This is a genomic window from Streptomyces sp. 63XJN7_1_ISO-PGPR-S23-121, assembly GCF_056173025.1.
On sequence record NZ_CM149653.1, the window covers coordinates 5,234,051 to 5,259,795 of the forward strand.

Consider the following 25,745-nt stretch of genomic DNA (forward strand, 5'->3'; position numbering starts at 1 on the left):
CACCCGCCGATGCAGCACCCCGACTTCGAGCTGCACGACAACGTCGGCCGCGACGCCGGCCAGATCGCCGCCGCCCGGTACGGCATCGCCACCCGCGGTGATCTACTCCGGTGGGCGAAGCGGGACGCCAAGCCGTTCCTCGCAGGGCATCCGCTGCCGGATACGTCCCTGCCCAGCCCTGACCTCGCCCCCTACCTGGCCGCGCTCACCGCGGCGGAGACTCCTGCCGAGGTCAGCGCGGTCACCCAGCATCTTCTGGATGCCGCCGAGCCGGTACTGCGGGCGGTGAGCGACTACCTCTTCGCCGCCGCCCAGTGGCGCGGCCAGCACCGCGGCGCGGCGAAGGGCTCGCCGCCCAAGCTGCTGATGGAGGCGGCCAGCCGCAGCCTGTCCGTGGCGGCCCTCGCGGATGAGGCCGATCTGGCGACCCTGCGTGCGGCGTACGACCCGCCGCTGCCCCCGGTCCGTTCGGCACGGACCTCGACGGGACTTCCCCCGGCCCCGCCGCACTCCCCGCCCGCCGGCCCGGCACCTGGCCGGTAACCACCCACCTCCTTCGGAGGCTCTGCTGTCGACCCGTTCCTTCATCGCCCGCCCCGGCGCCGCCTCCGGCTACAGCGGCATCTATGTGCACTTCGACGGTGTGCCCAGTCATCACCTGCCCCTGCTGCTGACCGCCTACCAGCACAGGTTCGGCCGCGACCTGGAGACCATGTCCCGTCACCTCGTCGATGACGTCGCTGTCGGCTGGGACGAGCTCGGCACCGATCTCCTCGACGGGGCCCCGCCCGTGCTCGTCACCGCGCTGACCGGGGGCGAGCAGTGGCCCAGCCGCACGTTGGATCACCTGATCACCCCGGACGGCTCCCCGCCGGTTCGCATGACGGTCACCGACGGAACCGCCGACGCCCAGGACATGGCCTGGGGCTACGTCCTGCACCCCAAGGGAATCGAGGTGATCAGCCTGCTGCACGAGGACATCGGCCCGGTCGTGGACTGGTCCACGGACCCCCGCACCATCTTCAGCGACCACCCCGGCGCCTGGTCCTCCCTCGCGCCTGCGCCGGTCATCAGGGCCGTACGCAGTACGCCGCGCCAAAGCTCTCCCGCTGCGGCCCCGGCGAAAGCCAGCCCGTCACGCCCTGCAGCGCGCCGCTAGTTGTCCCTTCCTCGTTCCCCGGAGTCTTTCCTGCCCTCGTACGCCACGCCCCTGATCACCGTCGTCATCGCCAGCCGTCTGCGCGAGGACCGGCTCGGCTACCTGACCGCCATGCACGCCAGCCTCACCCGGCAGTCCGTGCCGTGGGAAGCCGTGATCGCGCTCGACGGAGCTTCCCCCGATCGCCTGCCCGCCCCACTTGCAGCCGACCCCCGCGTCCGTACCCTCGCGCTGCCCCAGCCGGTCGGCGCTGCCTGCGCCCGCAACCTCGCCCTCACCCAGGTCCGTACCCCGTACATGAACTGGGCGGACGACGACGACGAGTTCACTGACGACGCCATGGCAGCGCGGTTGTCCATCCTCGAGTCCACAAGGGTGGGCTGGTGCGCCGGCTGGAGTGAGGACCTGCACCCCGACGGCTCGACCACGTTGTGGCGCTGCCCTACGCCGCCCGGTCGGCACGAGGCCGGCGACGTCATGAACTACTGGGCACGGCCGCAAGACACGATCCCGATCGGGCCGACGACCATCCTCGCCCGCACCGACCTCGTCCGCGCTGCCCCGATGGGCGGCCTCATCCAGGGCGAGGACTACATGGCGGCTGTCGGCGTCACGGTCCTCGCACCAGGCATCCTGCTACGCCTGCCGGTGTACCGGTACCGCAAGCACGCAGGACAGATGACGCAGCAGGCGTCGTACGACCAACTGGAGGCGGCGGCCCGCGAGCACGCCCACAGTTACGGCCTCAGCCTGCGCTCGGCCTTCCACACGCATCGGTCCCTGGCCTGCGACGTGAGTCCGCCGTGACGTTACGACTTCATGTCACTGCGAACCTTCTTTTCGATCTCTTGGCATCCGCCACGAATTGCGTCCGAGAGGGTGGCTAGATTCATCCTCTGCCTGATGGCCAGTGCACTATCAACCGATGCGCCGCGAGCAAGGCTTTCGTGGTAGGGCCTCACCACAAGGTCGAAGTTCCGATTGAATTCATGAACGGATTTCGACATGCCCTCGACAGCTCGAAATACGTCCTTACTGGCCACGACCCTGACCTCACTCATGACGCGGTCAAGCTCGCCGGGGTCCGTCTGCTCCAAATCCGCAAGCGGCATGGACGACCACAAGTTCGCATTGTCAACGAGTCTGGCCGCCACCCGCAACAGATCGGCGTACACCACAAGGCGCTGACCCGTCAGTTGCTCTGTACGCACACTCTTTCGGCGCATTCGCTCGCCCACGATTGGCGACAGAAACGTGCCCGCAATTCCCGCGATGCCTGTAATGGCCGTCCAGAATTCACTATCCATGCCCAGTCCAACGACAGAGTTCACCGAAAGGGACGATGGCGTGGAAGGCGGTGTTCGGGCGTCCTGCTGGAGAAGGCGGTCCACAGCGAGCCTCTCCCACCTCAGAAAGGCTACGCGCGAGTGTGGTCGGCCATCGAGACCTGGCTCACCGACGGCGAAACCTTCATGCGCCAGGCCGGCGTGAGCGCACCGCACCGGCGTCCGGCTCTCGCCGCGACCGCGCCCTTTGCGCCTCCTGCCTGCGGCCCGTCCATCCCCCGCCGCTGATCTGCTCCACCACCCACCACGTCAGGAGATGCCCGCCCTCTTGGAACCCGGCACCCACTTCGTCTTCGGCACCCACAAGGAGCACGGCTTCGTCGCCTCCTTCACCTCCTCCATGCCCTCGCACCTCGCCCAGTGGTTCCTGCTGCGCGAACAGTTCGAACCCGTCGCCGGCGAGCCCGGGCTGTTCAGGCTCAGCGAACCCGAGCGGGACGGTCCTCGCCGCACCCGCCAGGCCGTCCACGACCTGCGGCGCCAGGGCTACGCGGTGCACGCCGACATCGCTCTCGACCCCGCCGCTTCGGCCGGCCCGCCGCGCCCCGTCCTGCCGAACGGGCTCCTGGAACGCCGCAGCCGTCTCGCCCAGGCAGCAGCCGGCCGTACGACACAGCGCGGCACGGCGCCCACCACCTCGCCGCCGTCGGCCCGGCCGATCCCGCCGAAGCCCACCTACGCGCCCACCGTCCACCTGACGGCCTCGGGCGGCGCGCGATCTCGATGATGCCCGGAAGCGATCCGGGCCCGGAGAGCCCGCTGCCTGTGGCTCCCGACCTCGGAGTCCGAGCACGCGACTTCCGACTCCGGATGTCCGTCATCGTCCGCGAAGGCGAGATCGCGCTCGACACGACCCGCGACCGCTACGGCCGCACCGTTCACGAAGGCGCCGCGGCAGCCGCACGAGCCCACCGCGACAAGGCGGCCGTGGAGGCGTACGCCACGCACCTCGCCCCGCATGCCGATGCACTGCTCGATGCCGCCCGCCGCGCGCTCGACGAGCTGCCGCCCGCCCGGCACGTCACCGGGTGGCGGACCGTGCTGGACGGCCTCGCCTTCTCCGCCGCCGAGATCCGGCGGGCATTCGACCGGCCCGCTGCCCCCGGCTCGGCGGCCGAACGTGGGCAGCATGCGGCCTTGTGGCCCCACCTCGCCGCGTGGGCGGACCACGGCTTCATCGCCGGCAAACTCGCCGACCAGAACCAGAACCAGCATCACAAGGCCCCGCTGACCGACGAGGAACAGCAGGCGTGGACCGAGCGGGCCCAGGCCGCGCAGCGGCGAGGCGAGCTGGAGCTGACCGAGTCGTGGTACGCCGCTGACGGGCAGCCCATCACCCTCGCCCACCTGATCGAGGACGACGACTCGAGGGTGGTCGCCCTCAGAGGTGACCCGGACGCTCCCGGCTGGCAGGTGATCGGGCATTTCGCCCACGAGTACGAGGCTGGACAGGTGCTGCCTGCCGCGGTGCCGCCCGGCGTGCTGCGCGCGGACGTCTCTGTGTTCAACCGCCCCGTACCCGCCGCCGAGGTATCGCTGCAGGAACTCATCCGGGACGTCATCGAGGCCCAGCACGCCGGTGACGCGTCCAACGCACTCCTCGGTGCCACCCAACGCGGCTACCACGCGGGCCCGATGGTCAGCCTTCAGGAACTCCTGGAGACCGCAGGCCAGTTCGCCAGTGCCCTGGAGACCGTGCAGGGCCGGCAGGTCGCCGCCCGGCTCACCGCACTCGGCCGGCAGATCGAATTCCTCACCCGTGAAGTGCATGACGCGGCCGAGGACCTCGGGGCGACCGTCGCCGTTCTACCGCCGCACCGCACCCCCGTCCTACGGGTCCGCCCGCGCCCCGCCGTGGACACCACCCCACCCGCGCCGCCACCGCGCACCACCACCGCCCGCCACCGCTAGGCACCGCTCCCGAGAGAAAGCACCCGTTGTCCCTGACCGCACCCCCGGCCCCAGCACCGCGCATCACCTATGGCGCGGTGCTGGGCAGCCCGTACGTCGCCCGCCTTCTCGGCGGCACCCTCACCGGCCGCCTCCCCAACGGCATGGCGCCGGTCGCCATACTCCTGTGGGCCACCGCGACCGGAGGCAGCATCGCCTTCGGCGGGCTGCTCAGCGCCCTGTACGGGCTGTCCTCCGCACTATCCCAGCCGGTCAAGGGCCGCCTGATGGACCGCCGCGGACAGACCGCCGTGCACCTGCCCGCCGCCGTACTCAACTCCGTACTGCTGGTGACCCTGCCTGTGATCGGACCCCAAGGAAGTCCAGCGCTCGCCACGGCGGTCGTCGTCGCAGCCGGCCTGACCACGCCGCCCCTGGAGGCGGGGCTTCGGGCGCTGTGGCCGAGTGTGCTGCCCAATCCCCGACTGCGGCACGCGGCGCTCGCCCTCGACACCGGTACGCAGGGCCTGCTGTACATCGTCGGCCCCCTGCTCGCCGCCGCGCTCGCCTCCGCGCACAGCCCGTCCCTCGCGCTCGCCGTTACCGCCGCCCTCGGTCTCGTCGGCACCGCCACCGTCGCGAGCGCGCCGCCTTCCCGGCGCTGGCGTCCCGCGCAGCCGACGAGCACGGACGGCGGGGCCGGGCGGCGGCTGGTCAGCCCCGGCCTGGTGCTGCTGTTCGTCTCTCTCACTGGCATCGGGTTCGCGATCGGATCCATGAACGTGTGGTCGATCGCCATGGCCGAGCACCACGACGAGGACATGCTGTCCGGGATCCTGCCCGCCGCGTTCTCGACCGGCAGCTTCCTGGGGGGTCTCGTCTACGGACGTGGCGCCTGGACGGGCACCACGACCGGCCGGCTGATCATTGCCGGGGCCGCGTTCCTGGCCGGGTGGCTCCCACTCCTCGCCCTCCTGGGACCGTACGCCGCCGCCTGCGCGGTCATCGTGCCCGGTGCCTTCCTCACCGTCGTGGTCGCCTGCGCCTACGTCACCACCGACGCCCTCACCCCCGCGGCCCGCACGAGCGAGGCGTACGCGTGGTTGATTTTGTCGATCGGTGCCGGCCAGGCCGCCGGCACCGCCCTCGCCGGACGCCTCGCCGAGCACCCCTTCGCCAGCGCCGCACTCCCCGCCGTCGGCGCCGCGTTTGCGCTCACCGTCCTGCTCGTCGCACGCCCCCGCCTCGGCCCCGCTGGCCGCCCCTTCCGGGCCAGCCGGCACCGCCGCCCGTCCCGGGGCCGGCACAAGACCCCCTGAAACCCCTGACTTTGATACCCATTTGAGGAGATTCATATATGGCTGTCCGTACGCAGTGGACTGTCGAGCACTCCTGCTCCCACGAAGTCGTCCATGACCTGTCCAACCGTCCCGCCGACAAGCGCGCCGGATTCGCCCGCTGGCTCGCCGGGCGGGACTGCACCGACTGCTGGAAGGCAGCTCGCGATGCCGACACGGAGTCCAAGGAGGAGTGGCTCGCCGCCAAGCGCGCCGAGGAGCAGCAGGCTGCCGTCGAGTGGGCGAAGCAGTTCGACATGCCGCAGTTGGAGGGCCCGGAGAAGGCCCTGGCCTGGGGCGAGCGGTCCCGGCACCAGCTGATGACCTCCGCGCACACGGCACTGGTCGTCGAGGGGTCCTGGGACGAGGCGGACTGGGCGGAGCTGGAGGAGAAGGCGCGCTCCATCACCCGCGCCGGATGGTGGATCGACCAGCGGGATGCGGAGGGCACCGACCTGCTCGAACTCCTGGACGCAGCCGGCGAGGACGACCGCGGGACAGAGAACCCGTTCCGCTGACGGCGGCGGAACATAGCCGAGGATCGCCGGTTAGCCAAACCGGCGATCCTCCGGACCATTGTTCCTCCCACCGCCACCCGCCTCGCGTGGAAGGAACCGCATGTCCCAACCCCCATCCGCTCCGGTCTTCGCTCCGACCCCCGACCCCCTCACCCCGGATAGGGACACCACCCACGCCCACTTCCAGGCCGGCGACACGGTCGTCGTCCTGAAGGGGGCCGCTGGCGGAGAACTGTGGGGAGACGCCATGCGTATCGTAGCCCCGTCCTGGCACACCCCCACCGACGAAGACGGGTGGCGGCTGCGCGACGCCACAGGTGGAGCACAGACGTACATCACCGCCCACCCCCGCTACCTCGTGCACCTCTCCCGCCGCTGCCCGGACTGCCTGATCTACCTGCGAGCCATGGAGGACTACCTCCTGCCGAAGTACACGGGCGGCGAGGCCATCGTCGACTGCGGTTGGTACACCACCACCGCCCTCGGCCAGCTCGTACACGTCGCCGACGCCCGGAGCGGCTCGTGACCCTCCCCGTCCGCGTCCCCGGCCGCGACATCGCCCTTCGGGAGGCCAGGGCCCGTGCCACCAACCATCTGGCCGCCCCGTTCTGGCCCGTCCGGCTGGCACAGGATTTGCGCGAACTGGGAGCGGACTGGCGGGAATCAGCAGAGGTATGTGCGGATGCGGCATGGGCCGCCCGTGCCGCTGGGCGCAGCGTTCTCGGCCTGCTGAGCCCGGACGAGATCACCGCAGCCGACCTCGATCCGGTCACCGCCCGCACGTACCGGCATCTGTATGTGAGCGCCCTGCGCTACGACTTCCGCTGTGCCACTCTCCAGGCGTTCGTCGAACAGCTTCCGTCCAGTGCGATGTCGAAGCTCGACTGCTACAGCCGCGCGCTGTACGCCTTCGCACTGCTGGGCCAGTCCCGCCCCGCGAGCCTGGCCCTGATGGACGAAGTCCTCGCCGAAGCCGGCCAGCACACCAAAACCCTCCACGTTCTGCTGCACGGACTGTGGCTCGGCCACGACCTGGACCACGGTGCTGAGCGGCTCCTCGCCCTCAGCGCCCAGCCTGCCTTCGGCACCGCGGGCACTGATCCGATCGTGCTGTTCCGGGTGGCCGGCGCACTGCGCAGACTCGGCCGCTACGACGAGGGGCTCGCGGCCATCGACCGGGCCCTGGATCTTCTGCCGCCGGGCGACATCACGGTGCACGCCGATCTGGTGCGCGAGCGTTCCCTGATCGCCGCCGCCGGGGACGTCCACCAGCACCTGTCTGCCCGCGCCTTCGGAGGCGCGGCGGCGTGATACCTCGCATCAACCCGCGCACCCACGGGCCGTACGACCCGCTCGGTGAAGCGCTGGGACGGTCGGTGCCTATCGGGGGCGGACTGCCGGAGGACACCGTCGTGGCCTACTGGCCGGGGCTCAGCTCCTACACCCTGGACGACGAGCAGGCTATGTGGACCGCCACGCAGTGGGCCGAGCACCTGGAAGACCCGCTGCTGGAGGAGCCTTTCGTCACGAGCCTGCAGGGTGACCGCCGGGCGATCTTCCACCTCGACGTGCGGCTCCACGCCGACGACCGTGAGCTGTCCGGCCCCGAATGGGCCGAGGCCGCTCACCGGCTGGCCCGCGCCGCGGGAATCGAGGTCCCCGGCGAGGCGAACGGCTGCCGGTGGATCGCCGTCCAGGCCCAGCCCGGACGCCTCAACCTGATCGCCAACCTGATCCGGCTCGACGGCTCCTGGCGCACGCAACCTGCCGAGGTCCTGCGGTGCCTCTCGGATGAGGCCCGCCGCATCGAGCAGGACCTGCGCCTGATCCCCGTACGAAGCACTTCCCGGCCGCAGCCCGTCGCCCGGCCCGCTCCGACAGCATCAGCCCAGCTCGCGGTCATCATCTCGCAGCTCGCTGACGAGCGGACCGGCCTCTTGGCCACGGTGCGCGGACTCATCGAGCACACCGCACACCAGGCCGCCCGCCAGCCGGGAGCCGCCGGTGCCGACACGGCGCATCGCCTGGAACTGATCGCCCGCCGCCTCTACGGCATCCAGCAGGACCTCGACACCGCCGCGACCCACCTGAACCCACCCACCCGGCCGCGCACAGGCTTCCCGGCACTGCCCGCCATCACGGCACTTTCACGTCGATCACCGTAGGAGAAACGTCCCTTTGCCCCCGGCCGCCCGATTCGTGACCGTCCGCCGCGACCCGCACTCCGAGGAGGTCCTCGCCCGCGGCGGAGACCCCGAGGCTCACAGCGTCCTGCAGCGTACGGGCTTCGTCCCGGTGGTCCGCGTCCACGAGACCTACCACCGCGCCCCCACCAACCTCGTCGAGGGCGACGACACCCGCATCGGGATCGAAGCCGTCGCCCGGCTTCGGGCCGTCGGATACCACGTCGACTGCGACGAGGACTTCGACACCGACCGCCGGCCTGTCCACGATCTGCCGCTGGGTGCCACCGTCGCCCATCTCGCCCAGCGCATCCGCGAAGCCACCACCACCTGGGATGCGGCCGGCGTGCTCACCGAACTGACCGCCTCCCACGACGGCATCCTGGCCGCCGTCGAAGAAGTCCTCATCGCTACCGCCGAGTTCCACGACGGCCTTGGCAACGCGGCCGACCCGCACATCGCCCGCCGTCTGCGCTACCTCGCCGACGAGCGTCTCCGAGCCATCCGTAGCGACCTCTCCGACACCCGTAACGCCCTCGCCGACCGGCACGTCCCGCACCCCGGCCGCAGCATCTGCGCCGAAGAGGTCCCCGCCACCGAACGCGAGCGCTCCGCCGTCTGCGCCTGCCCGCCACCACCGCGCACCGCGCCGGCCCCGCCACCGCCTCCCGTGGCCGCCGGCCTGCGCCGCTGACCCCACCTCGCCCAAGGACACCATGCACCATCACGCCAACTCCGAGCGCCTCGCCTCGTACGCCGACGTCCTCGCCGGCGAACTCCCGGGCACCTGGACCAGCTCCTACCACCCTCCCGAGCACAAGGACGACCTCGCCGAACTGTCCGACCGCATCTGGGACCTGGACCTCGTCGCCGAATCACTCGCTGAGGACCCACTCCAGCAGGCAGCCGTCCTGAGCCGCCCGGACGGAGCCCAGCTCGTCGTCCTGGAACGGCACGACGAACGCGACGGATTCCTCATTGCCGCCGTCGCCCCGCGCGCACTGCCAGACGAGGCATACCGCGCCGTACCCGAGCCCAACGGCATCGCGCTCGCGGACGATCCGTTCCTGGGCGCCGAGCAGGTCGCCGGCGACCTGCTCGCCCGCTACGAAGCCGCGCTCGCCCAGGTCCGGCACAACGCCCTGGGCGGCATCCAGCCGTCCCAGCCGGATCGGGTCGTCCTGACCTGGCAGCAGGACGGCTGCGTCGCCGCCGCACCCGTCGGCGACGCAGCCGGCGCCGTCCTGGCGGCTCACGGCTTCATCCAGGATCCGCAGACCGGTATCTACCGCCTGGGCGCAGACGACACCAGGGCCCAGGCCCGCGCCCTGCGCGCGATCGGCCCGCAGCTCGACGCGCTCGGCATCGGCACGGCACTCCAGCACCCCGCAGCTCGGACCGCCCCCAGCGCCGTCCTGCCGCCGGCCCCTGCCGCCACACGAACGTCGGCCTCCAGGGCTCGATGAAGCAAGGGGAGCCCGACTTCCTGGTGCTGGAGTACGTCACCATCACCAAGGACCCACGCACCGGGCTGGTCGTCGCGATCGGCGGGACCGAGCGAGCGGCGGACATCCTCCAGCGAACCGGTGGCTTCCTGACCGCTCCCGGCCCCCGCGGGGACTACCACCGTCTTCCCCACGGCCTCCCCGTCGAGCAGCAGCGCCTGAAGGCCACCGCGGCATCGCGCGCCCTGCTCTGCGCCGGTCACAGCGTCCACCTCGACCCCGCCCTGAACGCGCTGACCGCGCCGAACGGCGAACGCGACGCGGCTCTGCGCTACCTCGCCCAGCTCGCCGAGCGGGCCTCCCGCGCTGAGAGCAGCACCGAGGTCGCCGAGGTCCTGACCGAGATCGCCGGGCCGGCCAGCGGCCTGCTGCCGCTCACCCGGGACGTTGTCGTCAGGGCCTGGATCGCCTTGTCCCCTGCCCCCGACGCCGAGAGCGCAGACCCCGACCCCGTCGCCGACCTCGGCAATACGGCCAACGCGCTGTCGCGCGCCGCCCACCGGATCCTCGCCGCCCGCAATCACGCCGCGCGGGCTCCCGAGCGGTCGACAGCCACAACACCGCCGCCGAGCCCCGCGAGGCAGCCGTCCGCCCCCGCACCCCGACGCCGCTGAACTGGAGAACTGCCCATGGGCAATCGTGCCGATGATTACGGCACCGACGTCGAGATCTACGTCAAAGCGTTGACCACCACCATCCACGTCGCCACTCCCACCGGCGCCCCGGCCAAGCTCCACGACCTGCTGGAACAGCTCGGGATGGAACGCCACGAGTACCCCGTCGGCACGCCCCTGTACATCTGGCACACCGTGCCCGAGCACCTCGGTGCCGAGGAGCAGAAGCACCTGGCGAGCCGGGCGATCCCGACGCTGCTGATGGCCGGATACAAGGTCAACATCGACCCCGACCTGCTCGACGAAACCGCCTACCAGCAGGCCGTGCGGGAAGTCCGCGCCAAGAAGCAGCGCCCCGTCAGACAGCAGCCGCCACGGGCTGCCTTCGCCTCGCGCCCCACACCGTCCCGGCGTACCCCGTAACGCCCGTCGGGCGGCCCCGGCTTCCTGCTCGGGGCCGCCCGCCCGCACCGACAGCCTTATCGGAGAACCCCGTAACACCCCGCAAGCCCCCGCCGATCAGCCACCGCCTCACACCCCGCCTCGCCACCGCCCTGTTCCGCCGCTACCTACGCGCCTGCATCACCACCAGCCCCCACCGCCCCTCCCCGCCGGCACCTGCCCGTCCCGAGACCGTCCTCGGCGAAACCCGGCGGATCGGCCACCGCCACCACCACTGATACCAACCCCCCGTCCTGGAGGAGCATGCCCCACTCCAACCCGTACCCGGTGCGGCTGGCCGACGAGATCGCCCGCCAGCTCGGCCAGCTCGGCGACCACCTCGCGATACTCCCCCCGCATGAAGCAACGCAAGTCATCGCACGCGTTGTCGACCCTGCGGACGGCATCCTCGCCGGCGTCACCCACCTCGTCTCCGTCAGCAGCACGTTCGCCAAGGTCCAGGCCGAGCGCGGCGCCCTGCCCGCCGAGGTGTGGCTCGCCCTGGGGCGGGCCACGAACGAGCTCGACGCCATCGGCGGGGACCTGGACGAACACCGAGAGATCCTCCAGCACGCCGGCAACCGGCCCGAGACCGCACCGGCGAAGCCGCCAGCCCCTGCTCCACTCGTCGTCCGGCGGCGCCGGTGAAGAGAAAGCAGTGGCAGGGCTGGGGGGTCGGCGAGCAGGCCCAACAGCACTACCTCGTCGAGCCCCGCGCCCTCGCCGGCGGCGGTGACCTCCTGCACGTCTCCGAGTTCCTGCGCGCTTCGGGTTGGCGGGACAAGTCCAAGGCCGGCGGTCCTCTCGCCATGGAAAGCCCGGACCGCGCGATCCATATCACCTACGACCCCTTCGTACTGCCCGGCGGGTGGACCATCCACGGTGCCGCGAGCGGCCACCAAGATCAGTGGTGGGCAGTCCTCGGGCGGCAAACACCGGTGGAGATCGTCGCCGGTCTCACCGACGCCCTCACCCGGCCCCGCTCCGCGCACGCCCCCAACGTGTGGGCACCGCTGCGCGAGCAGGGGTGGGACCGTCCGCCCAACGCCGAGCACGTGACCGCGACCAGCCCCGACGGCAGCGCCTGGATGCAGTTCCACCAGGGCCCCGACGGCGAGGCGATGTGGTGGTCCGGGGCGAAGGACAAGCAAGGCAACGGCTGGACAGCCCAGTTCGCACCCAGCACCCCGATGCACCTGGTGCAAGCCTTCTCGACCGCGCTCGCCAGCCCCGAACCCGTGATGCGCCCACTCGGACGGGTTCCACACAGCGCCCAGATCCGCACCACGTCCGTGTCCGTCCTGCCCTCCCAGCTCAGCGCCTGGCAGCAGGCTCGGATCACCGCCGCCCGCGCCGCCACCTGGGCTCGCAACGCCGCCCGGAGCAGCCGGCCCCGCACCACGGCCCGCCCCCACGCCAACACTGGTGGCGCCCGCACCTACCGCTGATCACCCACACCCCACGAACCGAGGAGCTTGATGCCCGCACTCACCCCGGACACGATCCGCACGGCGACCGAGACGCTGTCCCTTCTTACCGACTACCTGCGTGAGAGCCCCGACCCCGAAGAGGCGCTCGCCCTCGTCGAGCCTCTGCTCGATGAGTACACGGGCCTGCCCGTCCAGCTCGCCGACACCTTGCGCGCCCTCGCCCGCGCCGTGCAGGACCATCCGGACATCCCGCGCACCGTTGAGGTCGGCCTCCTGATCACGGACCTGCGCACCGCCGCATGGGAGCAGGCAGACCAGCACACCCTCCACTACGTCCTGGACAGCCTCCGGGGCCCGTACGGCAGCGCCGTCGCCACCGAGCCGGAGTGCGGCTCGTGCCGCTGAGCGAACGGCAGCTCGCCGCCTTCGCCGACCAGCACGCCTGGCAGATCCCGTTCGACACCAGCCCCCGCCACCTCGCCGGCCCCGGAGACGCCCGCCACGTCACCCACGGCCTGGCCGCAGCCGGATGGAGACCCACCTCCGACCCGCTCAGCGCCGAGATCGTCCTGCGCAGCCCCGATCACCGTCACAGCCTGCAGTTCGACCCGCAGTCCGCCACCTCCGCGTGGTGGCGGCTGCGGGCCGAACCCACCGGCAGCGAGCCGGGCTGGTACGCCGAATTCGGCGAACTCGTCCCCGCCGAGGTCCTCGCCGGCCTCACCGACGCCCTCGTCGCACCTGCACCCGCCGAGCCGGCCAACCCCCTGCCGGCGCTGGAGGCTGCCGGCTGGCTCATCGACGGCCGCGGGGCCGCCATCTCCGATCCACCGGGGTGCAGGGTGGAGCGCCGGCCGGAGAAGGGTGACGGCACCGTGCCGTGGCGCGAACCAGACCGTACGTCCTGGCACATCGAGGTCCGGGACCAACCCGGACCCTCCGCTGCGGGCCCCCGGATCTGGCACGCCTGGTTCGACGGCAACACACCGGAGCACCTCGTGACCGCCTTCATCACCACGCTCGCTGACCGCGCCCCGCTCCAGCGCGGCATGTACGACCGCACCGCCCACGGCGCCGTGCAGAAGCCGAGCCCGCTCACCCCGGAGCAGGTCGTCGAGGCCCACGCCGCCCGACTCGCCGGCATCCGCAGGCAGGCCCGCGGCGTGCGGCGCCAGCCAGAGGCCGTGACGCCCCCGGCGAAGGAAAACAGCACCCGTTCCACCGCTCGCCGCTGATCCCGATAGGACACCCCACCATTCCCCTCGCCCCCGCCGCACATCGCGAGGTGCTGCGTCACCTCGACGCCTTCATCCGCGGCAGCAAGAAGATCCTCGACGCCTGGGACGCGTACTCCGACGAGCACACCGGCCTCGACGGCTGGCCGTACGACGACCACGCCTACGGACTCCGCCAGAGCCAGCGCGACGCCGACACCGGCGCCGCATTCGAAACCGTCCACGCCGGCGCCCGCCACCTGCTGGCCACCGCCGAGACGCAGCTCGCCCAACTCCCCTCCCACGCGGTACAGAGCCGCTGGGTATGGCAGCTGAGCGTCCTGCAGGATGCGCTCGACCGCCTGGATGTACTGCAAGAGGAATGGCGGCAGATGCGCGACAGCCTCGCTGCCGACGCCTGCCCCGGAATCCCGGCGTGCGACGACGCCCTCGCCGAGTACCACGCCGAAGCCTGGAGCTACCTCGACGACTGGGCCTCCCACGGCCAGGCCGTCCTCGACATCAACACAGCTGCCCGCCACGCCCCCTCGACCCTGGCCCCGCCACCGACCGCGACTGCGGCCCCCGCGTCCGGCCGGGCCAGCACGCTGCGGAGGTGACCATGCCGAAGCCCCCCGAGATCGTCGATGTCGACTTCGTTTCCCCGCGCCACCTGGCCGGAGGCGGAGATCCCTCGTGGGTCACCATCCCTCTCCATCGGGCCTGCGGCTGGAGCTACGGCCACGACCCCCTTATGCCGCGCGTGATCCTCTCCAGCCCCGACCAGAGGGCCCTCCTCCGGCTCGAGCCCGACCCGGACGGCCAGTGGTGGACGCTCCATCACGCCCAGCAGCCGGACCGGCCCGCCTGGTACGCGAGCTTCGGTGCCCGCACCTCGGTCGAACTCATCGCCGCTTTCACCGACACCCTCACCAGTCCCGCCGCCGATCCTGCAGACGACTGGGACCCGCTGGAACCGCTCCTGAAATCCGGCTGGTCACCGGCCTACAGCCACAACCGGCTCGCCTCGGCCGACGGCACGATCCGCGTCGAGGTCAACGAGACCACCGGCTGCTGGTGGGTCGGAGCCGCCTTCGATCGCACCGGCCCTCCTCTGTGGCAGGCCCGATTCGGCGAGCACACGCCGCCCCACCTGATCACCGCGTTCACCGCAGCACTGACCGACCCCAGCCCGGTGCTGCGTACGGCCACCGTGCTCAACCTCCCCACCCGGGACCCGGATCTCATCACCGTCACGCGGCGGGAAGTCCCCGCCGCGCACGTCGCCTCCGCCCTGGAAGAACGCGTCCACGCCCTCGCCGCCCGCCGCGCCAGCACGCCGGCGAGTCCCAGCCCCCTTCGACGGTCACCGGCCAAGAACACCCGCAGCCGCTAACCCCTTCGTCCCCGTCCGGAAGCACGTAGCCCTTTGCCACCCTCCTCCAACCGTTCCTCCGACGGGTACGACATCGTCTTCCGCCTCCTCCTCGGAGTGCTCGGCGTCGTCGTCCCGCTGTCCCATCTCGCCTGGCTGTCCGGCAACATCACCGCGTGGCTGACCGTCGACCACTGGGCGCCCTACCAGCCGACCGCCGCCCTCCTCCACCCTGACCAGCTCTGGCCCCAGGTCGGAGAAACGTCCCTGCTTGTCGGCGCTCGGATCGTCCCGATCGCAGCCCTGCTCGCGCTCGGCGCCGTGACCGGCGTCCTGTGGGCGCGGCACAAGAGCCGCGGCGGCGGCCGGAAGAAGATCACCGGCATGGCCAAGGCCCGGGACATCGAGCCACTGATGGCCAAGGCGATCACCGCCAAGGCCCGCTCGCTGCGCCCGATCCTGAAGGACGCCAAGCACATCGAGGCCCGCGACACCGGCATCCTGCTCGGCAACCTGCAGGGCACCAAGCACGAGGTGCGCATGGGCTACGAGGATGTGGCCGTCGCCATCATGGCGCCGCGCTCGGGCAAGACCACCTCGCTCGCGATCCCCTCCGTACTCGCCGCGCCCGGCCCGGTTCTGCTGACCTCGAACAAAGCTGCGGATGATGCGTTCACCGCCACCTACGACGCCCGCGCACGCGTCGGTCAGGTGTGGTCGATGGATCCGCAGCAGATCGCGCACGCAGCACGCGAGATGTGGTGGAACCCGTTGGCGGACGCCAAGACCCTGGACGGCGCCGGGCGGTTGGCCGGCCACTTCCTCGCCGCCTCGGTGGACGCGAGCCAGCAGGGGGACTTCTGGTCCAAGGCCGGATCCAACATCCTGTCCCAGTTGTTCCTGGCCGCTGCCCTCGACGAGCGGCCGATCACCGACGTCATGCAGTGGCTGGCCTTCCCCGCCGACCGCACTCCGCTCGACATCCTCCGTGACCACGACTTCGCCGCCGTCGCCGCCCAGCTCAAGGGGACGGTCGAGGGACCGCCGGAGACGCGCGATGGCATCTACGAGACCGCCCGCCAGTACGCCGCCGCGCTGCTGAACAGCGAGATCGCCGCCTGGGTCACCCCGCAGAAGGACGTGCGCGAGTTCCGTCCGGCCGAGTTCGTCACCTCCACTGACACGCTTTTCCTCTTGAGCAAGGACGGCGGAGGCGGCGCCAGCGCGCTGATCGCCGCGTGCGCGGACTCGGTGATGCGCGCCGCGACCGCGCAGGCCGAGCGCGCCGGCGGGCGGCTCGACCCGCCGATGCTCGCGATCCTCGACGAGGCCGCCAACGTGTGCAAGATCAGCGACCTGCCGGACCTGTACTCCCACCTCGGGTCACGCGGGATCATCCCGATCACGATCCTGCAGTCCTACCGCCAGGGCCAGAAGGTCTGGGGGGACGCGGGCATGGACGCCATGTGGTCAGCGTCCACGGTGAAGGTGATCGGCTCCGGCATCGACGACCCGGACTTCGCCGACAAGCTGTCCCGGCTGATCGGCGACCATGACGTCGAGACGACGTCCACCTCGCACTCCGAGTCCGGCAAGTCGACCTCCGTGTCGATGCGGCAGGAGCGGATCCTGCCGGCCGACGCGATCCGCGCCCTGCCCAAGGGCACCGCGCTCTGCTTCGCCACCGGTATGCGCGCCGCGATGCTCGACCTGCGCCCGTGGTACCTGGAGCCCGGCGCCACCGAACTCTCCGCCGCCTCCAAGCGGGCCTCCGACGGCATCACCAAGCGGGCGGTCGCCAAGCACACACCGCGGCAGACTGACTTCGGGACCGCAGCATGAGATCGATACGGCTCCCGGATGGCGCCCGGCTCGCCACCTACGTCGACGGTGCCGCCCAAGCACCCATGACGGCAGTCCTCGTGCACGGGCTCTCGGTCACCGCTGCCCTGTGGCGCTCGCACGTACCGCTCCTGCTGCGCGAAGGGATGCGCGTCGTGCGCTACGACCAGCGCGCGCACGGCTACTCCACCCGCGGTACCGCCGCCCTGAGCCTCAACCAACTGGCCGACGACCTCGCCCAGGTTCTTGAGACGACAGCGCCACGGGGACCGCTCGTGCTCGCCGGCCACTCCATGGGGGCGATGACGCTCATGCGCCTGGTCGCGCGCCACCCCCACCTCGCGCCCCGCATCTGCGGGCTGGTGCTGATCTCGCCCCCGTACGGCGGCATCAGCACCCGCACGGGCACCGGCCCGGCCCAGTCCATCCTCACGCTGGGCCGCAACCTTCTCGCGTCAGCGTGCACACACACGCCGTACCTGCTCGACGCGGTCCGGCGGCGCCTTCCCACCACCAATCGCTGGGCCCTGCATGCACACGCACGGCCAGCGTCCGATGGGCCGCCGTTGCCGTGCCGGCAGGGCCTGCACGCCACGGTGACCGGCGACATCGCCGCCCTGTGGCACGACCTCGCCGACCAGCAGCCCGACCCCCATCCGCTGCAGCAGCTCGGCGCGCGGGTCCACCTTGTGGCCGGAAGCCTCGACGCCCACATCCCGCCCGAACAGACCGGTCGTCTTGCCGCCTGTCTGCCCGGCGCCCAGATGGAGACCGTCGCGGACGCCACCCACGCACTGCCCCTGCGTCACGCACAGCTGGTCACCGACCGAATCTCCCGCTATGCCTCCCCACTTCGAGCCGTCGACAAGGACGCTGCGCAGCAGTCCGACCTCGGGAAGGCCGTGTGACCGAAGCCCGGCCGCACCTGGTGCCACATCGCCCGGCTCCAGTGCGAAGCCCCTCGCCCCCGCGCGAACGGCCTGACGACGACGGTCCACCGCATTCGCGTTCACGACATCCCGCCGCACCTGGAGTTGCCATACAGATCACCGACTTGACCGAGCACACCCGCCACCTCGGAGAGGTAGTCCCCGCCCTCAAAGACTTGCGAGCGGAGGTGGAACGGGTCCGGAAGGGCGCGATCACCAAGCCAGTCCGGGAGATCGCGCCGATCAGCCTGCGAGTGCAGGAGTTCGCGATGCAGTGCACCCGACAGTTCCACGATCTGTCCATCAGCCAGTACGCCGCGATGAAGGGCGGCGAAGAAAACCTGGCGCACCTGGCCGGCGCCTGCTCGCAGATCTCGCTCGCCGCCACGCTGTGCAACCTGGCCATTCACCACCGCACCGAGATCCTGCTGTACGAGGACGCCGACCCCACGCCGGCAACCAGCCGCGACCAACTGCGGCGGGCCGGTGAGGAGCTGGGGAGCGCGATCACTACCTACCGCGCCGTGGCACAGCGACTCTCCCGCCGACTGGCCTCGGCGGCAGCCCGGGCAGAAGACCAACAGCTCATCACCCATGCCCTCGCCACCGAGCCGGAGGTGGCGCCCACCGCAGCACAGCGCACGCCACCGCCTCATCTCACGGCCCGCGCGACCCCGGCGCCGCACGCCCCGGCCGCCCCACGCCGCGCATGACGACGACACCACCGGCCGATGGCCTCCTGTTCGAGGTACCCACCCCGCCCACGCCGGTCGAACGGCTGCTGCTGCTCGCGGACCACTACGTGCGGCACAACGACATGCTCGACCGCCTCCTCCGTACCGGGTCGGAGGTCGAGCCCGAGGCCCACGTCGCCTCCGCACACCAGCTCGCCTCCGTGACCCAGGCCGCCATCAAGGCGGTGACCGACGAGCGGCTTTACGAAAGCTCCGGCCTGTCGGACGCAGTCGTCCGCCTCCAGCAGCTCGCCTACCTGAGCAGCGCCTCCGCGGAGCAACGTCTCCCGATGGCACGCGCCCTGACCGCGCTGGCCCCCGAGGCGGCCGTGGACTGCGCGGCAAGCGTCGCCGGAGAGATCCGGCGCCGGCGCTGGAGCGCCACCGACGATCCGGACCAGCAGCTGACCGCCACGCAGTACACCGCCCTCTGGGAGATCGCCCGGGGGCACGTCGTGGCCACCAGCTCCCTGGGACGGCAGTACGTCCACTACCGGGACGCCCGCGTGCTGATCGGCACTCTGCGGTCACTGGAGGCGAAAGACCTTGTCGAACGCGTCCTGAAGTCCGCGCCGTCCGCCTACTCGGGCGGACCGCTGCAGGACCGAGTCCGTCTCACCTCGGCCGGAGCCACCGCCCTCGCCTCCGCCATCGGTCTCCCTCGGGACGCCAGGGCCGCACCCAGTACGGCGCTCGCGCCCGTTCCCATCGCGACGCAGACGGCCGCTCGAAGCCGCTGACCGATCTTCCGGAGCCATACCACCCCATGCCCCCGCACAACCTGGCAGAACAGGCACAACAACTCCGGGCGCTAGCGCGGGAGTTCGAGGCTCTGCGCGCACGCGTTCGCGACGTCTCCTACACCCCCGGCACCGACGCGCTGCGCCAGATCAGCCCGCTCCTGCTCAAACTCCAAGACCTCACGGCCACCATCGTCGTCCGCCTGGGGGCGCTCGACGGCAGTGCGTACGCCAATGTCGTCGGCAGCCGCGCCACCCTGGAGTGTCTGGCCTCGGTCGTGGTCGCTGCTTCCCTGGCCGGCAACGACCTCGCCAGCGCGCTGTCCGCCAACCCGTACGAAGGCGCGCCGTTCCCCGGATACCCGGCAGACGACGAGGCGGTGCTCATCGCTCGCCACGCCGAGGCCATACCGCATATGACCGGCCACCTCGCCGATGCAGCTCACCAGCTCGACCTGTGCGCCACCGGGTGCCACTACGTCGCCACTGGCATCACCCGCGACCTCGCCGCCGCACCGGAGCAACCCGAACCCGTGCAGCGAACGACCGACCCCGCACTCACCGATGCTCAGCACGACGAAGAAGGCGAGCAGGCGCCGGCCGAACCGCGCTACGCAGCCGCTCCGACGGCCACCGCGGTGGCCGCCCCCAAGTCTCCCGCAGTGCAGCGAGCGCGCCGGTGAAGCACGCCGCGCCCGTGGACGGTCACCCGCCGCGAGCCCTGCTGGGCAGCCGATCGAGCCCGTCGCAACCGTCACCCAGGCTCCACCCGAGCTGAGACCGCCGAACCTCCTCGACCTCGCCCCGCCCCTCTACCGCGCGAGTACACCGCGACCGGCTGGCGCCACCAAACCCCGATCTGCGCCAGCTCCGTTGAGGGGCACCCCTCCGCACCCCCACCCCAGGACAGACCATTTCAGATCAGCCCCGATTCCGTGCCCTTTCCCTGGGTGCGGGAGTTCAGTCCAGCACCCTCCTCGCCCTTTCAGCCGAAGGAATACTCCCCAAGGTCGACTACGCGATCTTCGCGGATACCGGCTGGGAACCCAAGGCCGTCTATGCCCACCTCGACCGCCTGGAAAGGGAGGTGGCAGAACCTGCCGGTATACCGGTTTTCCGTGTCGCATCCGGCAATATCCGCAACGACGCGCTGAACCCCGATCACCGGTTCGCCTCCATGCCTCTCTACATCCTGAACAAGGATGGACGACCTGGGATGACTCGCAGGCAGTGCACCGGCGAGTACAAGATAAAGCCGATAAAGCAGAAGGTTCGCGACCTGCTCGGATACCCGTACCCGACGCGGGTTCCCAAGGGGGTGTTCGTCGAGCAGTGGGTCGGCATCTCTACCGATGAATTCCATCGAGCCAAGGACGCCGACGTCAAGTACATGCGTAATCGGCATCCTCTTCTGGACCTTGACTGGAGCAGATCGGACTGCATCCGTTACCTGACCTCCCTCGGCCTGGCCGAAACCCCGAAGTCGAGCTGCCTTGGGTGCCCATTCCATGGAAATGCCCAGTGGAGGCACATCAGGGATTCCTCACCGTCCGAGTGGACTGATGTCGTGGATTTCGATGCGGCCATCCGGCAGGGAAATGCGCGCGCCAACGAATCGGGCAACCGGCTGCTCGGCGAGGCGTTCTTGCACCGCTCCCGCGTTCCCTTGAGCGAGGCGCCGATCGATCACGTCACCGCCGCCGAACGGGCATCTCTCCAGATAGCCGCCGATGATGCGGACGAGTTGGAGAACGGGGTGGTGGACGGCTGCTCGCCCTGGGCGTGCCGCGGAGACGCAGACGCACTGACGCAGGACGACTTCGGGCTGGCCACTTGATACTTGATCTCTTCGCGGGACCGGGTGGCTGGAGCCGGGCCCTGGCAGTGCTCGGTGCGCGGGATATCGGCCTGGAATGGGACGAGTGGGCCTGTAGAACCCGAGCAGCCGCTGGACAGTTGACCGTGCGGACCGACGTTGCGATGTATCCGACGTGGCCCTTCCTCGGCCGGACGCGCGGGCTGATCGCGTCTCCTCCGTGCCAGGCGTGGAGCATGGCGGGCAAACGCCTCGGCCTGGTGGACCAGCCGCTCGTACACGAGGCCGTCGAGAACCTCGCCGCCGGCCGAGACACCCGCGAACGCCTCCTCGCCGCCTGCCGCGACGAACGCTCCCTGCTCGCCGCGGAGCCGATGCGCTACCTCCACGCCCTGAACACGGTCGGCGAGCCCGAGTGGGTCACCATGGAGGAAGTACCCGACGTCCTGCCCTTGTGGAAGCAGTACGCGGCCGTGCTCCGCGGCTGGGGATTCTCCGTCTGGACGGGCATCCTCAACGCCGCCGACTACGGCGTACCGCAGACCAGGAGGCGGGCGATCCTGCTCGCCTCCCGGGTCCGCACGGCTCAACCCCCCGCTCCGACGCATGCCCGGCTCGGCGAACCCGACTCGCTGTTCGGCCCGGGCCGCGTGCGCTGGGTCAGCATGGCCGAGGCACTGGGATGGGGCGCCACCGACCGGCCCGTGCCCACCGTGTGCGCCGGCGGCGGGCCCGGCGGCGGCCCCGAACCCTTCCCTTCCGGCTCCCGTAAGACACTGTCCGACGCCCGGGAACGCGGCACCTGGACGCCGCGGCCGGACGGGGTCGTCCTGCAGTCCCGCCGCGAAGGCGCGGGCTGGGCGGCCCGGCACGGAACCCGCGAGAACCGCTCCGCGACCGCTCCGGCGCCGACCTTCACCGCCGAGGCGCACCGCTGGTCATGGTCACTGCGCAGCAACAACCAGGCCAACGCCACCGTCCGGGCCCTGTCCGAGCCGGCCGGGACGCTGTTCTTCGGGCACCGCGCCAATGAGTGCACCTGGGTCGCCGAACCTTCCGCCGACCAGGGGGCGGACACAGGGGCGGCGCCCGTCCCGGAACCGATCCGCATCACCGCCCGCGAGGCCGGCATCCTCCAGACCTTCCCGGCCAATTACCCCTGGGCCGGCAACAAGGGCCAGCAGTTCTCGCAGATCGGCAACGCCGTACCCCCATTGCTCGCGGCCCACATCCTCGCCCCGCACCTGAACGTGCCCCTCAACCCCGACGACTTCGCCCTGGCCGCCTAATGCCGCACCTACCCGAACCCGACGAGGACGACCTCGACGCAATCCCGCCACCGCAGGCGGTGTTCCACGTCGAGCAGGCCCTCCTCGGCGCTCTCCTGCTCGAACCACAGCGCCTGCGCGACGTGGCGGGCATCGCCCCGGAGGCGTTCTCCACCGCCGCACACGCCGCCCTGTACGCCGCGATCCGCTCCCTGCCGGCCCCCGACCCAGCCGAGCACGCCAAGAACACACAGTGGCTCGACGCCGTACTCACCGCCGCCCGCGAGCACGCGCGCGGACTGGACGCCCCCTACCTCCACACCCTGATCCAGGTCTGCCCCTGGCCCCGGCACGCACCCGCGTACGCACGAATGATCGAGGCCGAGCACTGCCGACGCCGTCTGGCCACCGCCGCCCAGCGGCTCATGCACACCGCCCGCGACACCTCACTCCCGCAGCGCGTCACCGCCACCCTCGATGAGGCCGACGCCCTGGCCACCGTGGTGGACGACATCGCTGCCCGGTTCCCACCACACGCCGGCTCCCTGCCCCGCACCCCCGTACCCGAGCCGACCACACCCCACAACGAGGAAGCGACCGACGAGGAGCGGCTGCTCCTCGCGACCGCGACCGCGTACCCCAGCGGTATCGAGCAGATGCGGTGGCTGACCCCCGGCGACTTCACGCAGCCGCTGCACGGCGGGCTGTGGCAGTGCCTGACCACCTTGGTCCGCCGCGGCACGCCCGTCGACCCCGTGACGGTCCTGTGGGAAGCGCAGCACCGCGGTTTGCTGGGCACCGGGGCCGATCCGCGTGAGCTGCTGGACCTGCTGGCCGGACCGGTCGGCTCCCCAGAGCACTGGGGCGAGCGCGTCCTGCAGCGGGCCGTCCTGGCCACCGCTCACCACACCGGCCGGGGCATCGAGGCGTTCACGCAGGACCCGGCCACCACGCCGTACCAGCTCGTCGTCGGCAGCCGCCGCGCGCTCGCGGACCTGTCAGCCGTACGCACCCGATGGCACCACGCCACCTCCCCCTCACCGGCGCCGGCCGACCGGCCCGGACGCGTCAGGTCCACGGGCCTGCCCCGGGCCGGCCCACCGCGAACCACCGCTCCGCCCGCCGCGCGCAGCTCCCGCTGAACCCCCGCTCGCCGGTCGTCGGGTCCTTCGCGACTCGGCGGCCGGCAGAAGAGAGCCCCTTCGTGACGACCCCCTTCGTCGACGCGCACGTCCGCCTCGACGTCCACCCCACCCATCCCAGTGCCGTGACCGCCGTCCTGACCGGCTCCCACGCCCACATCCCCCACGTCGGCCTGGAGGCCGCCGACTGGACCGTCGTGGCCAAGAACACCCTGGTCCTGGTCCGCATCGATCACGAGGAGCCCTACTGGGCCGAAAAGGCGGCCCAGGAACTGGCCGCCGCCGGTGTCAGGGTCGAGATCACCCCGCGGCTCCGAGAGGCCATGGACGAAGAATGGGCCTGGGCCGACTATCCGATGCCGTGGTGCAGCCGCAGCGAGATCCGCGAGGTCTCCGACGCGGCCCAGAAGATCTATGACGACATCCGCCATGGCCAGCTCCTCATCCACGCCCACGCCGAGGACGGCCACAACACCGTCGCGGTCGGCACCTACCTCGGCAGCGGCAAGAGCGTCTATCTCCACGGCCAGAACCACGTGCGGCAGGTCGCCGACACCTTCGACTCGCCCGCCCAGGCCCTGGTCGCCTTCGAGAAGGCCCACGGCTCCGCCATGCGGCCGGGCCCTGCGCCCATGACCGACACCGAGCGCGCCGCCGCCCAAGCGCGAGCGTCCCTCGCCGTACCCCCTGCCGGTGCTGGGCCGACACGCCCTCAGCCGGAAACGGTTCCCGCGTACGCGGCTGATGCCGGCGACCACGATGCCCTGCTGGACGCGTTCTTCGACGCCCACAGTGACTGGGAGAAGTGGCGGACCTGGTCCGACGAGACGACCCACGCCATCCACGAGTCCCAGACCCTGCGCATCGAGCGCATCCACGAAGCCCACCCCCGCGAGACCGCATGGACCGTAGCCGCGTACGAGACACCCGTCTCAGACCGCATGTGGCACCTCACCGCGACCGGCGCCACCCCGGCGCCTGTGCTCCAGACCCTGCTGCATCACCTCGCCGAGGGTGATGGCTGGGACACAGCCGTCGGCGGTCCGGTCGACGAGAAGACCGTCGCTGCGGCCACCAGGCCCCTTACCGACGCGGGATGGGAGCACACGGTCGACGGACGTTGGATCCGCTGGACGAACCTGACCGGGGACGCCGGCGTCCAGTTCGACGCCTTCGCCGCCCAAAACGCGAACAGCACCCTGGCGACCTGGACCGTGTGGGCCGGCCTCGACATCAACCGTGCCACCTGGGCTATCCATGCATCCCCCTACGCCCCCGCCCCGCTCCTGGCCAGCCTCGCTGAGGGCGTCGCCCACGCCACCGGCGCCCGCACGGCGCCAACAGCATCCCGGCGCGCTACACAGCCCATCACCACGCCACCCAACCTTCCGCAGATCCCCAACCAACAGTCAGCTAGCCGGAGCCTGTGACGGTCCGCGGACACGCCCGGCACGCCCGCCGCGCAGGGCGAGCCCGACGCGGCCGGTCGGTCATCCTCCCGGGACTGCCGCGCCTTCAACCTTGGCAAGTGCTTGGCTGAGACGACGGCGCACCGGCTTCCCGTACTGGAGGTGCAATCCGAGGATCAGCGCCGGCGGCATCGTCCGGTATCTGAACCACCGAGGATGACGCGGCGGCGCGATTCCCTCGGCGTTGTTGCACTGAGAGCAAAGGAGGCCGCGGACGAGGCCGGTCTCATGGCAGTGGTCGACCACTGCGTCAGCGTGAAACGAGTGCCCGCACCCGGCGCAACGGCCCGCTTGCCAGGCAACAAGCAGTTCGACGGGGTCCTCGTCGGGCAACGGCACCGCCCTCGGGTACGGCCAAGAGTGGCAGGCAGGTGGCTGGGCGGCCCAAAGCCTACGTTCGATCTGCTGCTCTACCGTCAAATGGACGCACCCGCCGGAGACGTCGCGGAGATACGCGTGCGGGTAGTCCATGGTGTCTTGCCATTCCTCATCGTTGAGGTGGCGGGCACATCCGCCAAGGCCGGGCAGCGGCCATGACTGGCACTGCCGGATCCCGTCACTCAAGGGCCTGTCGCACCGGGCCCCGTCAGGGTGCAGCCCAGCTGCTCGCCGCTCTTGTCTGATCCGTGCGACCAGAGCGAGATGGCGGGCTCGCTCTGGTGTCATCTTCGGCTCGCGAGGGGGCGGGACCGTAATACGTGAACTCATGCGGGGCGACTCCTGGAGCGGCGGCAACTGGCGCACACCCATCCCACCACTCGCCACTGACATCGGGTCCGCGGTCACTCACAGA

General features: G+C 71.1%; 31 protein-coding genes. 29 read left to right on the forward strand and 2 right to left on the reverse strand.

What is annotated here, in order from left to right; genetic code table 11:
* Positions 1-9: 9 nt before the first annotated feature.
* The 3 genes from AC0VYN_RS23185 to AC0VYN_RS23195 all read left to right on the forward strand — a co-directional run bounded on the left by AC0VYN_RS23185 (position 10) and on the right by AC0VYN_RS23195 (position 1,966).
* Positions 10-543, forward strand: coding sequence for a hypothetical protein (locus AC0VYN_RS23185; RefSeq protein WP_475532534.1), 534 nt, complete (start codon positions 10-12; stop codon positions 541-543).
* Positions 544-643: 100 nt separating this feature from the next.
* Entirely contained in the window at positions 644-1,159 is a 516-nt protein-coding gene (locus tag AC0VYN_RS23190; RefSeq protein ID WP_475532535.1) for a hypothetical protein, read from the forward strand.
* Between the two features lie 51 nt (positions 1,160-1,210).
* Positions 1,211-1,966: a glycosyltransferase gene (locus tag AC0VYN_RS23195; RefSeq protein ID WP_475536964.1), complete on the forward strand. Its 756-nt coding sequence runs from the start codon at positions 1,211-1,213 to the stop codon at positions 1,964-1,966.
* Between the two features lie 2 nt (positions 1,967-1,968).
* Here the strand turns inward: AC0VYN_RS23195 and AC0VYN_RS23200 are convergent, their stop codons facing one another.
* Complete coding sequence (locus AC0VYN_RS23200; RefSeq protein ID WP_475532536.1) at positions 1,969-2,490, reverse strand: hypothetical protein; 522 nt, start codon at positions 2,488-2,490, stop codon at positions 1,969-1,971.
* 283 nt (positions 2,491-2,773) lie between these two features.
* On the opposite strand from AC0VYN_RS23200, the gene AC0VYN_RS23205 reads away from it, so the two are divergent.
* From AC0VYN_RS23205 to AC0VYN_RS23330, 26 genes are all read left to right on the forward strand, one after another.
* Complete coding sequence (locus AC0VYN_RS23205) at positions 2,774-3,232, forward strand: hypothetical protein (protein WP_475536965.1); 459 nt, start codon at positions 2,774-2,776, stop codon at positions 3,230-3,232.
* Positions 3,233-3,315: 83 nt separating this feature from the next.
* Positions 3,316-4,416, forward strand: coding sequence for a hypothetical protein (locus AC0VYN_RS23210; RefSeq protein WP_475532537.1), 1,101 nt, complete (start codon positions 3,316-3,318; stop codon positions 4,414-4,416).
* A 26-nt stretch (positions 4,417-4,442) separates the two neighbouring features.
* The gene (locus tag AC0VYN_RS23215; protein ID WP_475532538.1) at positions 4,443-5,714 is read left to right on the forward strand and encodes an MFS transporter; all 1,272 of its coding nucleotides are present in this window, start codon (positions 4,443-4,445) and stop codon (positions 5,712-5,714) included.
* Positions 5,715-5,752: 38 nt separating this feature from the next.
* A complete protein-coding gene (locus tag AC0VYN_RS23220; RefSeq protein WP_475532539.1) occupies positions 5,753-6,250 on the forward strand; it encodes a hypothetical protein in 498 nt (165 codons plus the stop codon).
* 100 nt (positions 6,251-6,350) lie between these two features.
* A complete protein-coding gene (locus AC0VYN_RS23225; protein ID WP_475532540.1) occupies positions 6,351-6,776 on the forward strand; it encodes a hypothetical protein in 426 nt (141 codons plus the stop codon).
* Positions 6,773-7,561: a hypothetical protein gene (locus tag AC0VYN_RS23230; protein ID WP_475532541.1), complete on the forward strand. Its 789-nt coding sequence runs from the start codon at positions 6,773-6,775 to the stop codon at positions 7,559-7,561. The genes AC0VYN_RS23225 and AC0VYN_RS23230 overlap by 4 nt, the downstream gene beginning before the upstream one ends.
* A complete protein-coding gene (locus AC0VYN_RS23235; protein ID WP_475532542.1) occupies positions 7,558-8,415 on the forward strand; it encodes a relaxase/mobilization nuclease in 858 nt (285 codons plus the stop codon). Before AC0VYN_RS23230 ends, AC0VYN_RS23235 begins: the two co-directional genes overlap by 4 nt.
* A gap of 34 nt (positions 8,416-8,449) precedes the next feature.
* Positions 8,450-9,127: a hypothetical protein gene (locus tag AC0VYN_RS23240; protein WP_475532543.1), complete on the forward strand. Its 678-nt coding sequence runs from the start codon at positions 8,450-8,452 to the stop codon at positions 9,125-9,127.
* 22 nt (positions 9,128-9,149) lie between these two features.
* Positions 9,150-9,899 (forward strand): hypothetical protein, encoded by a 750-nt coding sequence (locus tag AC0VYN_RS23245; protein WP_475532544.1) that lies wholly within the window; start codon positions 9,150-9,152, stop codon positions 9,897-9,899.
* A complete protein-coding gene (locus tag AC0VYN_RS23250) occupies positions 9,896-10,552 on the forward strand; it encodes a hypothetical protein (protein ID WP_475532545.1) in 657 nt (218 codons plus the stop codon). The genes AC0VYN_RS23245 and AC0VYN_RS23250 overlap by 4 nt, the downstream gene beginning before the upstream one ends.
* Before the next feature lie 15 nt (positions 10,553-10,567).
* On the forward strand, positions 10,568-10,975 hold the full coding sequence (locus AC0VYN_RS23255) for a hypothetical protein (protein ID WP_475532546.1): 408 nt from the start codon (positions 10,568-10,570) through the stop codon (positions 10,973-10,975).
* Between the two features lie 282 nt (positions 10,976-11,257).
* On the forward strand, positions 11,258-11,641 hold the full coding sequence (locus tag AC0VYN_RS23260) for a hypothetical protein (RefSeq protein ID WP_475532547.1): 384 nt from the start codon (positions 11,258-11,260) through the stop codon (positions 11,639-11,641).
* Positions 11,638-12,441 carry an SPDY domain-containing protein gene (locus tag AC0VYN_RS23265; protein WP_475532548.1) on the forward strand — a complete coding sequence of 268 codons (804 nt, stop codon included), beginning with the start codon at positions 11,638-11,640 and terminating at the stop codon, positions 12,439-12,441. The genes AC0VYN_RS23260 and AC0VYN_RS23265 overlap by 4 nt, the downstream gene beginning before the upstream one ends.
* Before the next feature lie 30 nt (positions 12,442-12,471).
* On the forward strand, positions 12,472-12,828 hold the full coding sequence (locus AC0VYN_RS23270) for a hypothetical protein (protein ID WP_475532549.1): 357 nt from the start codon (positions 12,472-12,474) through the stop codon (positions 12,826-12,828).
* Positions 12,819-13,658, forward strand: coding sequence for an SPDY domain-containing protein (locus tag AC0VYN_RS23275; protein WP_475532550.1), 840 nt, complete (start codon positions 12,819-12,821; stop codon positions 13,656-13,658). The genes AC0VYN_RS23270 and AC0VYN_RS23275 overlap by 10 nt, the downstream gene beginning before the upstream one ends.
* Before the next feature lie 50 nt (positions 13,659-13,708).
* Positions 13,709-14,257, forward strand: coding sequence for a hypothetical protein (locus tag AC0VYN_RS23280; RefSeq protein ID WP_475532551.1), 549 nt, complete (start codon positions 13,709-13,711; stop codon positions 14,255-14,257).
* 2 nt (positions 14,258-14,259) lie between these two features.
* Positions 14,260-15,033: an SPDY domain-containing protein gene (locus AC0VYN_RS23285; RefSeq protein ID WP_475532552.1), complete on the forward strand. Its 774-nt coding sequence runs from the start codon at positions 14,260-14,262 to the stop codon at positions 15,031-15,033.
* Positions 15,034-15,066: 33 nt separating this feature from the next.
* Positions 15,067-16,854 carry a type IV secretory system conjugative DNA transfer family protein gene (locus tag AC0VYN_RS23290; protein ID WP_475532553.1) on the forward strand — a complete coding sequence of 596 codons (1,788 nt, stop codon included), beginning with the start codon at positions 15,067-15,069 and terminating at the stop codon, positions 16,852-16,854.
* Positions 16,851-17,762: an alpha/beta fold hydrolase gene (locus AC0VYN_RS23295; RefSeq protein ID WP_475532554.1), complete on the forward strand. Its 912-nt coding sequence runs from the start codon at positions 16,851-16,853 to the stop codon at positions 17,760-17,762. The genes AC0VYN_RS23290 and AC0VYN_RS23295 overlap by 4 nt, the downstream gene beginning before the upstream one ends.
* Before the next feature lie 146 nt (positions 17,763-17,908).
* Positions 17,909-18,496, forward strand: coding sequence for a hypothetical protein (locus AC0VYN_RS23300; protein WP_475532555.1), 588 nt, complete (start codon positions 17,909-17,911; stop codon positions 18,494-18,496).
* A complete protein-coding gene (locus AC0VYN_RS23305; RefSeq protein ID WP_475532556.1) occupies positions 18,493-19,257 on the forward strand; it encodes a hypothetical protein in 765 nt (254 codons plus the stop codon). Before AC0VYN_RS23300 ends, AC0VYN_RS23305 begins: the two co-directional genes overlap by 4 nt.
* A gap of 26 nt (positions 19,258-19,283) precedes the next feature.
* Entirely contained in the window at positions 19,284-19,940 is a 657-nt protein-coding gene (locus AC0VYN_RS23310; protein WP_475532557.1) for a hypothetical protein, read from the forward strand.
* 263 nt (positions 19,941-20,203) lie between these two features.
* Entirely contained in the window at positions 20,204-21,094 is an 891-nt protein-coding gene (locus AC0VYN_RS23315; RefSeq protein ID WP_475536966.1) for an adenine nucleotide alpha hydrolase family protein, read from the forward strand.
* Complete coding sequence (locus AC0VYN_RS23320) at positions 21,091-22,362, forward strand: DNA cytosine methyltransferase (protein WP_475532558.1); 1,272 nt, start codon at positions 21,091-21,093, stop codon at positions 22,360-22,362. The genes AC0VYN_RS23315 and AC0VYN_RS23320 overlap by 4 nt, the downstream gene beginning before the upstream one ends.
* Entirely contained in the window at positions 22,362-23,483 is a 1,122-nt protein-coding gene (locus AC0VYN_RS23325) for a DnaB-like helicase N-terminal domain-containing protein (RefSeq protein WP_475532559.1), read from the forward strand. The genes AC0VYN_RS23320 and AC0VYN_RS23325 overlap by 1 nt, the downstream gene beginning before the upstream one ends.
* A 62-nt stretch (positions 23,484-23,545) precedes the next feature.
* A complete protein-coding gene (locus AC0VYN_RS23330; RefSeq protein WP_475532560.1) occupies positions 23,546-24,913 on the forward strand; it encodes an SPDY domain-containing protein in 1,368 nt (455 codons plus the stop codon).
* A 60-nt stretch (positions 24,914-24,973) separates the two neighbouring features.
* Here the strand turns inward: AC0VYN_RS23330 and AC0VYN_RS23335 are convergent, their stop codons facing one another.
* A complete protein-coding gene (locus AC0VYN_RS23335) occupies positions 24,974-25,723 on the reverse strand; it encodes an endonuclease domain-containing protein (protein WP_475536967.1) in 750 nt (249 codons plus the stop codon).
* Between the last annotated feature and the right edge of the window lie 22 nt (positions 25,724-25,745).